5 protein-coding genes are annotated in these 13,043 nt (G+C 63.2%); 4 read left to right on the top strand and 1 reads right to left on the bottom strand.

Annotated elements, in window-relative coordinates; genetic code table 11:
- Nucleotides 1–146 precede the first annotated feature (146 nt).
- Together AC56LG_RS02920 and AC56LG_RS02915 are read left to right on the top strand one after the other, a co-directional pair.
- Nucleotides 147–3,215: a TonB-dependent receptor gene (locus AC56LG_RS02920; RefSeq protein ID WP_497164629.1), complete on the top strand. Its 3,069-nt coding sequence runs from the start codon at nt 147–149 to the stop codon at nt 3,213–3,215.
- A 680-nt stretch (nt 3,216–3,895) separates the two neighbouring features.
- On the top strand, nt 3,896–6,913 hold the full coding sequence (locus AC56LG_RS02915; RefSeq protein ID WP_497164628.1) for a TonB-dependent receptor: 3,018 nt from the start codon (nt 3,896–3,898) through the stop codon (nt 6,911–6,913).
- A 106-nt stretch (nt 6,914–7,019) separates the two neighbouring features.
- On the opposite strand, the gene AC56LG_RS02910 is transcribed toward AC56LG_RS02915, so the two are convergent.
- Nucleotides 7,020–7,757 (bottom strand): 16S rRNA (uracil(1498)-N(3))-methyltransferase, encoded by a 738-nt coding sequence (locus tag AC56LG_RS02910; RefSeq protein WP_497164627.1) that lies wholly within the window; start codon nt 7,755–7,757, stop codon nt 7,020–7,022.
- A 206-nt stretch (nt 7,758–7,963) separates the two neighbouring features.
- Between AC56LG_RS02910 and AC56LG_RS02905 the strand changes: the two genes are divergently transcribed.
- Both AC56LG_RS02905 and tkt read left to right on the top strand, forming a co-directional pair.
- The gene (locus AC56LG_RS02905) at nt 7,964–10,864 is read left to right on the top strand and encodes a TonB-dependent receptor domain-containing protein (protein ID WP_497164626.1); all 2,901 of its coding nucleotides are present in this window, start codon (nt 7,964–7,966) and stop codon (nt 10,862–10,864) included.
- Between the two features lie 85 nt (nt 10,865–10,949).
- A complete protein-coding gene (gene tkt / locus AC56LG_RS02900) occupies nt 10,950–12,947 on the top strand; it encodes a transketolase (RefSeq protein ID WP_497164625.1) in 1,998 nt (665 codons plus the stop codon).
- Nucleotides 12,948–13,043: the final 96 nt, after the last annotated feature.

Below are 13,043 nucleotides of genomic sequence, written 5' to 3'. Positions count from 1 at the left end.
TTTGAACGCATTCAATCGTATTTGAGGCCGATTAATCTCTCGGCCAAAAATAATGAGGAAGTAGTGAGATAGCGCAGTACGTAGTGATTCATAAAAACTGGAAAAACAAGCTGATCCACAGAGACGCTTATAAATTGGGAAATCACATGTTGAAAAAAACCGTATTAGTTCACGCATTGACCTTGGCCTTTAGCGGCGCCGCGCTGACCGCCGCCGTCATGAGCCCGGCAATGGCGCAGTCGAACGCGACCGGTACCGTCTTCGGTACCGTCACGCCGGGTGCCGACGTCCGTGTCGTGATCGAAAATCCGGCAACCGGCCTGCGCCGGGTCGTCACGCCGGATGCGCAGGGCCGCTTCCGCGCGACCGCACTGCCGAGCGGCAGCTACACGGTGTCGCAGATGAAGGGCGAGACCGTCGTTGCGACCACCCAGGTCGAGACGAGCATCGGCCAGGGTTCCGAAGCCGTGTTCGCGCAAGCCGCGCCGGCTGCCGGCCTGCAAACGGTCCAGGTGACCGGCCAGCGCCGCACCATCGACGTGACCAGCACGACCGCCGGCGCGACCTTCAACGCACGCCAACTGGCTGCGCTGCCGATCGCACGTAACGTCGAGGCAATCATCCAGCTGGCCCCGAACACCACCCGTGCCGACTCGCGTTTCGCCGGCGGTGCTTCGTTCGGCGGCGGCGCCGCATCGGAAAACTCGTACTACATCAACGGTTTCCCAGTCGTAAATCCACTGACCGGCCTGGGCGCATCCCAGCTGCCGTTCGGCGCCATCGCTGAAGCGCAAGTCCTGACCGGCGGCTTCGGTGCAGAATTCGGCCGTTCGATCGGTGGTGTGGTCAACATCATCACCAAGAGCGGTACCAACACCTGGGAAGCGGGCGGCATCGTCACCTGGGAGCCGGAACAGTGGCGCGCCAGCCCGCGCGACATCTTCTACGCGAATACCGGCGCGTCGTACAACGCCGCCACCGATGGTACGCTGCGCCTGGCACGCCGCCAGAACACGCAGGAACGCAAGGTCTACGGCGCCTACGTCGGCGGCCCGATCATCCAGGACAAGCTGTTCTTCTTCGCCGCGGCCGAGAAAACCGACACGGACGAAGGTCTGGTCAACGGTTTCCGTGTCGGCACCTCGAACGCCCTGAACGGCTGGCGCGACCGCAACACCGAGATCGAACGCTACATGGCGAAGATCGACTGGAACATCTCCGACAACCATCGCCTCGAGTTCACCACCCTGGGCGATACGCCGGAAGTGACCAACCGCGACCGCGGCTTCAGCTATGCGACCCGCAGCCCTGTCGGTCCGGTTACGTCGGAAGCAACCCGTATCAACGTCGACAACAACGGCGGCAAGACCAACATGCTCAAGTACACCGGTAACCTGACCGATGACCTGACCGTGACCGCCCTGTACGGCAAGACCACGTCGAAGCACGAGAACATTTTCCCTGGCTACCAGCCTGACCTGTTCCAGATTTCGTCGACGCCGACCACTCAGGTACCTGGCGTCAATTACATCAACCCACAGGGCATTACCGGTACCATTCTTGCACCTGGCGCCGAAGACGTCGTGAAATCCGGCCGCTTCGACATCGAATACCGCCTGGGCGCCCACACGCTGCGCGCCGGCCTGGACCAGAACAAGATCGCCTCGCTGAATGCGGGTGACTTCCGCGCCGGTGGCGGTATCTGGACGTACCTGCGCAGCCAGACCCCGAACCAGTCGATCGATACGGTCGCCGGCTTCACCATTCCTTCGCCTGCAAGCGGCGGCGGCTATGGTACCCAGGGCTACTACGTGACACGCGACCTGTTCTCGACCGTAACCGATTCGTACGGCGAGCAAAGCGCAATCTACCTGGAAGACAAATTCCAGGTCACCAAGGATATTCTGGTGACCCTGGGCGTGCGTAGCGAATCGTTCAAGAACCAGAACGATTCGAAGACCACCTTCCTGGAAATGAAGAACCAGATCAATCCACGTCTGGCTGCTTCGTGGGACGTATATGGCGACGCCAGCCTGAAAGTGTTCGGTACCGTCGGCCGTTATTCGGTGCCGATCCCGACCCACATCTCGGTGCGTGGCGCCGGTCGTTCGCTGTTCACCGCCCAGTATTTCACCTACAGCGGCGTGGACCAGACCACTGGCGCCCCGACCGGCCTGGTGCAGCTGAGCCCACCACTGTCGAACAACAACGAATACAACCAGGACAAGGTTGTTGCTACCCTTGCAGCGCTGGACATGAAGCCGTCGTACCAGGACGACCTGACCATCGGCTTCGAAAAAGCGTTCTCGCCAAGCCTGAACTTCGGCGGCAAGTTCACCTATCGTAAGCTGAAGCAGACGATCGACGATTTCTGCGACGTGCGTCCGTTCGAAGCCTATGCTGAAGCGAACAACATCGCCATCACCAACCCGCTGTGGGGCAATACCTGCCAGACGTTCAATCCAGGCCGGGACAATACCTTCATGGTGGACTTCGCCGGCGATGCAAACCGTCTGACCAAGGTGTTCCTGAGCGCAGAAGACCAGGGCTTCCCGAAACCGACCCGTACCTATGCCGCGATCGACCTCTTCGCCGAACATCCATTCCGCAATGGCTGGTACGGCAAGATCAACTACACCTGGTCGCGCAACCGCGGCAACACCGAAGGCCAGGTGCGTTCGGACAACGGCCAGGCTGACGTCGCCGTTACTTCGACCTGGGATTACCCTGAGCTGATGATCGGCGCCGACGGCTTGCTGCCGAACGACCGTGAGCACCAGGTCAAGGCCTATGGCTTCTATGAAGTCACCAAGGAAATCATGGTCGGTGGTAACCTGCTGTTGGCATCGGGCCGTCCACGCAGCTGTATCGGCAGCGAAGCGAATCCAGCCGCCAGCGGTTCGCCGAACTACGCCAACCAGACCTTCTGGTGCTTGGGCGCGACTCGTGCGCAGAACGTCATCACCCAGCGTGGTTCCCTCGGCCGTCTGCCATCGGATAACCGCTTTGACATGAACGTCGCTTACAAGCCAAACTTCGTTCCTGGCCTGCAAGTGCGTGTCGACGTGTTCAACGTGTTCAATCGCCAGGTTGCCCAGAACGTGACCGAAGCCTACAACAGCGGCTCGCTGATCAGCACCATCTACGGTACGCCGCTGTCGCTGACCACGCCACGTTATGGCCGTGTTTCGGTTTCGTACGACAAGAAGTTTTAATTGACAGCGCGCGTCCGCGGAATTCATTCCCCGGACGCTCCTGTCGAATACAACCCGGCTCGCCGGTAAATGCCGTCCAGTTAATCTGGGCGGCATTTTTTTTTTTGCGCCCGCCGAAAATCCCCGCTTTTTCTTGCCATTTCTCCCGGATGTAAATATTTCCGATCTCGCCGGGTTGCGCTAAATGCCGATATTAACTTGCGCGCATCGCAGTCTCCAAAAATCATCTTGTAATCAAACTACAGAAAATACCGGAGCGTTAAGCTGAGCGCATGAGTCATACACGATTTTCAATTGTTAAATTAAATAATACGCTGTAAATATATATTCTCTAGATAACGCGTAAATGCGATATGTTCATGCTACAAAAATAGGCATGATGGATAATTTTTGTTGTAAGTTTGCACAACTGTAACGTTTCCCGTTGACACACATGCAGCTCACATGTTTTTATTTGTAAGTTCAGTAACGTTCATTCGTCAGGGTGGAAGTTGAGCCTCGCCGGGGTCATGGCGGGGGGGAGAAGCTGGGCCGATGCAATGGTCTCTTGTGGAGACAGAGCAGCCGACAGGCTGATAAATCAAATAGGAATAGACATGTTGAGAAACAAAGTTTTGGTTCGCGCGTTACAGGTTGCCTTCGCAACCAGTGCTATTACCGTAGCCGTGATGCCGACCGCCATGGCGCAATCGAACGCCTCGGGTACGGTATACGGCAAGGTCGCCGCCGGTTCGGGCGACACCGTTGTTCTGAAGAGCAACGACACCAACGCGACCCGCTCGGCCACGCTCGACGCAAACGGTAACTTCCGCGTCACCAGCCTGCCGATCGGCACCTACACCGTCACCCTGACCAAGGGCGGCGCCAATGTCGGCACCACCCAGCTGGAAGTCCTGGCTGGCCAGGGCGTCGAAGCGAGCTTCGATGCACCAGCCGCCATCGCCGGCACCGCAGGCGTGCAATCGGTCCGCGTGACCGGCCGCCGCAACCGTATCGACGTGTCGAGCTCGTCGAACGGCGCAACCTTCACCGCGCGCGAACTGGAAAAACTGCCGGTCGGCCGCAACGTCGAATCGATCGTCCAGCTGGCACCGAACACCACCCGCGGTGACCCAAGCTACCCTGCCGGCGCCAGCTTCGGCGGCGGCGCGGCATCGGAAAACGCGTACTACATCAACGGCATGGTCGCCACCAACCCGCTGACCCAGCTGGGCGCGATGGAACTGCCGTTCGGCGCGATCGCCCAGGCACAGATCCTGACCGGCGGCTTCGGTGTCGAATTCGGCCGTTCGACCGGCGGCGTGGTGAACATCACCACCAAATCCGGTACCAACACCTGGGAAGCAGGCGCCCTGGCGTCGATCACACCGAAATCGACCCGCGCCAGCTACCGTGACCAGTACTATTCGAACAGCGCAGGCGTTCCTGCGACCGACGGCAAGCTGTACCTGCGCCGTGGCGACAACGAGCTGCAGCAGAAGCAGCTGTCGGCATGGGTCGGCGGTCCGCTGATCGAAGACAAGCTGTTCGGCTTCGTCGCACTCGAGCAGACCACCAACACGCAGGACAGCGTCGTCGGTACCTCCGCCTCGACCACGCTGGCGTCGAATGGCTTCCGTAACTCGAAGACCGAGACCAAGCGCTACTTCGGCAAGCTGGACTGGAACATCAACGACGACCACCGCCTGGAATTCACGGCCATCGGCGACATGCCGAAGACCGATTTCAAGTACCGTTCATACAACTACGGCACTCGTGCCGTCGGCAACACCGTCAATTCGTCGATCCACCAGGAATTCGGCCCGTCGAACCCGAACGGCGGCGAGCTGCAGAGCCTGCGCTACATCGGCAACATCACCGAAAACCTGACCGTCAACGCGCTGTACGGCGAGACCCAGGCCCGTCACATCTACGAGCCGACCAACTACGATCCGAGCATCCTGCAGATCCAGGCGTCGCCTGAAAACCGCGCTCCTGGCGTCGCCTACGTCGGCGGCCAGCGCGTCAGCGGTACCGTCCCGTTCAACGGCTCGACCGACCGCGTGAGCTCGAAGCGCCTGGACCTGGAATACAAGGCGGGCGACCACACCATCCGCTTCGGCCTGGACAACAACAAGGCCGTGTCGAAGAACGCCGGTGAAGCCTACGCCGGCAACGGTTACTGGATCTACCTGCGCGAAATCGGCGAAGACAAGCTGCCGGTGGTCAACGTGCCGTTCTCGGCAGGCAGCGCCATCATCCCGGCACTGGCTGGCTACGGTCCGCTGGCTGCCCAGGGTTATTACGTCGAGCGCGCCATCTACTCGACCATTTCGAATGCCTACGCCGGCCAGGATGCGCAGTACCTGGAAGACCGCTGGCAGGTAACGAAGGACTTGCTGGTGACGGCCGGTGTCCGTCGTGAAGGCTTCTACAACGCCAACCAGGACAACACCAAGTACATCGAGATGAAGAACCAGTACGCGCCGCGCATCAACGCAGCGTGGGACGTGAACGGCGACGGTTCGTTCAAGGTCTTCGGTAGCGCCGGCCGCTACACCATCCAGATCCCGAACCTGGTCGCCCTGCGCGGCGCCAACGGCTCGCTCAATACCGCCCAGTACTTCGCGTACACCGGCACCGACGCCAACGGCCAGCCGACCGGCCTGACCCAGCTGTCGGGCGTGACTTCGTCGAACAACGAATTCGGCCAGGCCAAGGATCCGAAAGTCGTTGCCGCACAGGACATGAAGCCGGCCTTCCAGGACGAAATCACTCTGGGCCTGGAGCGCCAGCTGACCCCGAACTACAACTTCGGCGTCAAGCTGACCTACCGCACGCTGAAGTCGACCATCGACGACACCTGCGACGCGCGTCCGCTGGAAGCCTACGCTGCGCGTAACAACATCAACACCGACAACTGGGCCGGTTTCGGTTGCGCCACCTTCAATCCGGGCGAAGCCAACACCTTCCTGGTCGACTACGCAGGCAACGGCACCTACACCCGCGTCAACCTGAGCCGCGAAGAGCTGGGCTTCGACAAGCCGAAGCGTACCTACGCCGCGCTGGACTTCTCGCTCGAGCACCCGTACCGCAACGGCTGGTATGCCAAGGTGAACTACACCCTGGCGCGCAACAAGGGCAACACCGAAGGCCAGACGCTGTCGGATACGGCGACTGCCCAGGGTGACGTGGCCGCCACCCAGACCTGGGATTACCCGGAGCTGATGGTCGGCTCGAACGGCCTGCTGCCGAACGACCGCAAGCACCAGTTGAAGGCCTTCGGCTTCTACGACCTGATGCCTGAAGTCACCGTCGGCGCCAACCTGTTGCTGGCCTCGGGCCGTCCGCGTTCGTGCATGGGTACCAACCCGAACACCTTCAACAACCCGGCTCTGGCAAACTACAACTACCAGTCGGCTTCGCGCTACTGCTTCGGCGCCACCGGTTCGACCAACACGCTGGTCGAACGTGGCACCCTGGGCCGCCTGCCATGGGAGAAGACGATCGACCTGAACGCCGTCTACAAGCCGAAGTTCGCACCAGGCCTGTCGCTGCGCGTCGACGTCTACAATGTGCTGAACGACCAGAGCGTCCAGAAGGTCAACGAGCGTTACAACACCGGCAACGCCCGTTACGCCCTGTACGAAATGGGTACCTACTTCACCGCACCACGCGCGGCGAAGTTCACCGCCGAGTACAACTACAAGTTCAACTAATCGAACATGTAGTTGAACCATGTTGTTGCTTGCGGCCCCCGTGGCCGCAACAAAAAACCGCAGCCTCGGCTGCGGTTTTTTTATGTCCGGGCGTCCTGCAACGCGTTCAGAACTGTCCCCATAGCGCATTCAGGGCGGCCACGGCCGCCAGTCCGGCCGTTTCGGTGCGCAGCACGCGCGGTCCGAGCGAGAGGGCGAGGGCGCCGGCGTCCAGCGCCGCCTGTTCTTCCTCGGCGCTGAAACCGCCTTCCGGCCCCACCAGCAAGGTCACCGCCTGCGGCCCGGCCGCGCGCGCCCAGTCGGCCAGCGAGGCGGTGGCGCGCGGCGAGAACAGGATGCGCGGCTGCGCGTTTTCCTCCCCCTCCGAGGCGGAAATGAAACGCTCGAAATCCGCCAGCGGCGCCAGTTGCGCCAGGCGGTTGCGCCCGCACTGCTCGGAAGCCGCCACGATCACGCCTTGCCAGTGCGCATGGCGTTTTTCGGCGCGCTCGCCGGACAGGCGCACGACGCTGCGCCGCGCCGCCAGCGGCTGGATCGCCGCCACGCCGAGTTCGACCGCCTTTTCGATGATCCAGTCCATTTTCGACCCTTCCGGCAAGCCTTGCGCGAGCGTGATCGCGTAGGGCAGTTCCGCCTCGACCGCCTGGTGTTCCTCGATCCGGGCGCTGGCGCGCTTTTTACCGGTCTCGTGCACGCTGGCCAGGTATTGCCCGCCGCGGCCGTCGAACAGCGTCAGGGCGTCGCCGGGCTGCATGCGCACCACGTGCAGATGGTGGGCGACCGCTTCCGGCAGGTCGACGATGGCGCCGGCGGCGAGCGGCTGGGGACAGTAAAAACGGGGCATGGCATTCCTGCAGGTGAAGAAGGGGAGGGCGCATTGTAAAGCGTGGATGGGCGCCCACCAATCCCCGGTGCCGGGGTAGTGCCGCCTCGCGCGGAGAGCGGACATCCGCATCCGTTGTATTTACGAATGTCATGCGCGGTGGTTTGACACTCATCAAGTCAAGATGATCATATCTCCTGAGCAAACCCGCGAGAAGGAAGATCATCATGACGAGAATAAAGGTATTGTCGCGCTCGGTACGCCTGATGTGCGCGGGCGCGCTGCTGGCCAGCAGCGGCGTTCTAGCCCAGGAACAACAAACCGCCGTGGTCGAAGTGACGGGAACGCGCATGACGGCGCCCGGCTTCAATTCGAACAGTCCGATTTCCTCGGTCACGGCGGAGGAGATCCGCGCCACCCAGCCGGTAGCGGTCGAGGAATTCTTCAAGGCGCTGCCGGCCGCGGTGCCGGCGATCGGGCCGGCCACCAACAACGGCACCACCGGCGCCGCGACCGTCGATCTACGCGGCCTCGGCGCCAACCGCACCCTGGTGCTGATCAACGGCCGCCGCCTCGTGCCCTTCAACCTGAACGGCATCGTCGACACCAATGCGATCCCCTTGGCCCTGCTCAGCCGCGTCGACATCCTCACCGGCGGCGCCTCGGTCGTGTACGGCGCCGACGCCGTCGCCGGCGTCGCCAACTTCAACCTGCGCCGCAACTTCACCGGGGTCGACCTCACCACGTCCTACGGCATGACCGGCGACGGGCACGACGCCAAACGCCGCCGCACCGACCTTACCATGGGCGCCAGCCTCGACGGCGGCCGCGGCAACGTCGTGCTCAGCATCGGCAAGACCCGCGCCGACCCGCTGACCCAGGGCGAGCGCGCCTACGGTTTCAATAACCTGAACTCGGTGAACGGCGCCCCGAACGGCTCGGCCACGACCGTGCCGGGGGCGTTCTCGACGGGCGCCGGCACGGCCGGCAATCCGGACGTGCTTTCCGGCGCCTGGCAGATCGATCCGGCCAGCGGGCGCCTGGTGCAGCCGGCGCAGCCGTACAACACCAATCCGCCGAACTACTACGTGACCGGCCTGGACCGCACCCAGGCGACGGCGCTGGCCAGCTACAGGATCAACAATCATGCCGAGGCCTACACCGAGGTGTTCGCCACCGACAGCGAGGTCGCCGCGTCGCTGGCGGCGACCGGCACCTTCGGCAACACGTTCAATGTCCCGATCGGCAACCCTTATATTCCGCAGGCGGCGCGCGAACAACTGTGTGCGCGGCGCGGCATCCCGGCCGTCGACTGCGTCCCCGGCAACGCCACGGTCGTGCCGCTGCTGGTGAACCGCCGCTTCACCGAACTCGGTCCGCGCTTCAGCGACTTCGACAGCAAGACGCTGCAGTACACGGTCGGCCTGAAGGGCGATATCGCCTGGGACTGGACTTATGACGCCTACTGGAGCCGCGGCAGCGCCGACCAGTCGCAGCTGCGCCGCAACTGGGGTTCGCTGGCCAGGGTCGGCCAGGCGCTCAACGCCCTGAACCCGACCACCTGCGTCGTCAACACCAACGGCTGCGTGCCGCTGAACGTGTTCGGCGCGGAAGGGTCGGTCACCCCGGCGCAGGCCGCCTTCATCAACAACAGCGCCTTGCTGAACCAGAGCGTCGAGCAGGACGTGGCCGCCATCACGCTGGCCGGCAACCTCGGCAACACCCTGCGCAGTCCGTTCGCGCAGGATCCGGTCAGCATGTCGCTGCTGGCCGAGCGCCGCAAGGTGACGGCCGGCACGCAGTCGGACGCCGCCTCGCAGCTGCAGGGCGAAGTGCTCGGCACCGGCGCGCCCCTGCCTGACCGTTCTGGCCGTTTCACGCTGAAGGAATATGCCGTCGAGCTGCTGGTGCCGCTGGCGAAGGACTTGCCGCTGGTGCGCAGCCTGAACATGGAGCTGGGCTACCGCCATACCGAATTTGCCACCGCCGGCAGGGAGGACGACTACGGCAGCTGGAAAGCGGGCGGCGAATGGGCGCCGCTGCCGATGCTGCGCGTGCGCGCCATGGTGCAGAAGGCGACGCGCGCACCGAACGTGAACGAACTGTTCGCGCCGGCCGTCACCGGCCTGTCGAACCTGGCAACCGATCCCTGCCAGCTGGCCAACATCAACCGCGCCGACGCGGCGCGCACCGGCACGCTGTCGAACCTGTGCGTGCAGACGGGCGTGCCGCTGTCCGAAGTGGGCAGCCTGCCGGCGCCATCCTCGGGCCAGATCAACAACCTCGGCGGCGGCAACACGGCGCTGGGACCCGAATCGGCCAGGACCCGCACCGTCGGGTTCGTGATCGAGCCGCTGCCGCGGCTGGCCATCTCGGTCGATTATTACGAGATCAGGATCCTCGACGCCGTCTCGGCGCCGTCGACCACCGATATCCTGGAACGCTGCTACAGCGCGGGTCAGAATCCGGGTTTTACCGTGAACGCGTTCTGCGGCATGATCGGCCGGAATACCATCAACGGCACCTTCAACGGCAACGAGGCCCGCGGCGTGTCCACGCCCTTGTCGAACCTGGGCACCCAGCGTACCGGCGGTGTCGACCTGAACGTTGCCTACCGCCTGGCCGCCAACCGCCTCGGCCTGGATGCGCGCTACGGCAACCTCGACATCAGCCTGGGCGCCAACCAGGTCAACAGCTACACATTCCAGGCCACCCCATCCTCGGTCGAGCGCGATTGCCTCGGGTACTACAGCGTCGCCTGCAACAATATCGTGGCGGCGCCGGTCTACAAACGCAAGTTCAACCAGCGTAGCAACTGGACGGTCGGCGCCTTTTCGCTCGGCTACAACTGGCGCTATGTCAGCGGCGTGATCGAGGAACCGGGCGGCCAGGTGTTCCTGCCGGCATTTGCCAGCATCCCGTCCTTCCACTACGTCGACCTGAACGCGAGCTGGAACGTCAACAAGCACGTGCGCGTGAACCTGGCGGTCACGAACGCCGCCAACAAGAAGCCGCCCATCGTCGGCGGCACGATCGGCGGCACCGCTGCCAATAGCGGCAACACTTTCCCGCAAAGCTATGATGCAGTAGGCCGGTACGTGACGCTGGGAGCGTCGGTCAGGTTCTGAGAAGGCAGGGAGGCACGGCTCTGGTAGAATAACGGGCTACGGCCTGACTGGGCCCCGCCGCCTTCCATTCCAGACTTACGACCTCATGACATCTATGCAAACCACCACCCTGATGGCCAACGCGATCCGCGCGCTGGCAATGGACGCTGTCCAGAAAGCCAACTCCGGCCACCCGGGCATGCCAATGGGCATGGCGGAAATCGCCGTCGCCCTGTGGGACAAGCATTACCGCCACAACCCGGCCAATCCAGGCTGGATGAACCGCGACCGCTTCCTGCTCTCGAACGGCCATGGTTCGATGCTGCACTACGCACTGCTGCACCTGGCCGGCTACGACCTGTCGATGGACGACCTGAAGGACTTCCGTCAGCTGCATTCGAAGACGCCGGGTCACCCGGAAGTGGGCATCACCCCGGGCGTGGAAACGACCACCGGCCCGCTCGGCCAGGGCGTCGCCAACTCGGTGGGCATGGCGCTGGCCGAATGGCTGCTGTCGTACGAATTCAACCGTCCGGGCTTCGAAGTCGTCGACCACTACACCTACGCGTTCCTGGGCGACGGCTGCCTGATGGAAGGCATCTCGCACGAGGTCGCCTCGCTGGCCGGCACGCTGCGCCTGAACAAGCTGATCTGGCTGTACGACGACAACGGCATCTCGATCGACGGTAAAGTCGAAGGCTGGTTCACCGACGACACGCCGGCGCGCTTCGCCGCCTACGGCTGGAACGTGATCCCGAAGGTCGACGGCCACAACGTCGCCGCCGTATCCGCAGCCATCGAGCAGGCGAAACAGTCGGACCGTCCGACCCTGATCTGCTGCAAGACCATCATCGGCAAGGGCGCCCCGAACCTGGAAGGCGGCGACAAGGTCCACGGCGCCCCGCTGGGCGACAAGGAAATCGCTGCCGTGCGCCAGCACCTGGTGTGGGACCCGATCCCGTTCGACATTCCTGGCGAAATCTACCAGGCCTGGGATGCGAAAGCGCGCGGCGCCGAACTCGAAGCCGCGTGGAACGCGAACTTCGCCGACTACCGCGCCCAGCACCCTGAGCTGGCTGCCGAACTCGAGCGCCGCATGCGCGGCGAGCTGCCGGGCAATTTCCAGGCAACCCTGGACGCCGCCATCGCCACCTGCATCGACAAGAAGGAAACCATCGCCACCCGCAAGGCCTCGCAGAATGCGATCCAGGCGCTGGCGCCGGTGCTGCCGGAATTCCTGGGCGGCTCGGCCGACCTGACCGGCTCCAATCTGACCAACTGGAAAGAGATCGTGGCCGTGCGTTCGGGCATCCCGGGCAACCACATCAACTACGGCGTGCGCGAATTCGGCATGGCCGCGATCCAGAACGGCGTCGCCCTGCATGGCGGCTTCATCCCGTTCGGCGCGACCTTCCTCACCTTCTCGGACTACAGCCGCAATGCGCTGCGCATGGCCTCGCTGATGAAGATCCGTTCGCTGTTCGTGTTCACCCACGACTCGATCGGCCTGGGCGAAGACGGTCCGACCCACCAGTCGATCGAGCACGTCTCGTCGCTGCGCCTGATCCCGGGCCTGGACAACTGGCGTCCGTGCGACACGGTCGAATCGCAAGTGGCCTGGGGCGCGGCAGTGCAGCGCCGCGACGGCCCGTCGACCCTGATCTTCTCGCGCCAGAACCTGCCGTACATGGAACGCGAAGCGGCGCAGGTGGCCGACATCGCCCGCGGCGGCTACGTGCTGCGCGACGCCGCCGACGCAAAAGTCATCCTGATCGCCACCGGTTCGGAAGTCGAGCTGGCGGTGAAGGCTGCCGATGCGCTGGCGGGCGAGGGCATCGCCGCACGTGTCGTATCGATGCCGTCGACCGACGTCTTCGATCGCCAGAAGGCAGACTACAAAGCGAGCGTGTTGACACGCGGAGTACCTCGTGTTGCCATCGAGGCTGGCGTCACCGACTTCTGGTACAAGTACGTCGGCCTGGAAGGCGCGGTCGTCGGTATCGACACCTTCGGCGAGTCGGCCCCGGCGCCGGTGCTGTTCAAGCACTTCGGTTTCACGGTCGAGAACGTTGTCGCAAAAGCTAAAGACGTTATCGCCGGCTAAAAGATAAAAAGGTCGCAGGGCGTTGTAAGGTGGGCGGGTCTTCCCGCCCACGCGTTCAACCCAAGTACGCATCAAGATGTCGTGCCCTTGAACGCA

Source organism: Telluria sp. ZB2R32 (assembly GCF_059685715.1).
The sequence above is the reverse complement of the archived record's forward strand: the minus strand, read 5'-3'. Positions and strand labels throughout refer to the sequence as shown.

What these genes read in the sequence shown, in the direction of transcription:
- AC56LG_RS02915 (WP_497164628.1), top strand. Translation starts at nt 3,896, where the DNA reads ATGGCGCAATCGAACGCCTCGGGTACGGTATACGGCAAGGTCGCCGCC.
- AC56LG_RS02920 (WP_497164629.1), top strand. Translation starts at nt 147, where the DNA reads ATGTTGAAAAAAACCGTATTAGTTCACGCATTGACCTTGGCCTTTAGC.
- AC56LG_RS02910 (WP_497164627.1), bottom strand. Translation starts at nt 7,757, where the DNA reads ATGCCCCGTTTTTACTGTCCCCAGCCGCTCGCCGCCGGCGCCATCGTC.
- AC56LG_RS02905 (WP_497164626.1), top strand. Translation starts at nt 7,964, where the DNA reads ATGACGAGAATAAAGGTATTGTCGCGCTCGGTACGCCTGATGTGCGCG.
- tkt (WP_497164625.1), top strand. Translation starts at nt 10,950, where the DNA reads ATGACATCTATGCAAACCACCACCCTGATGGCCAACGCGATCCGCGCG.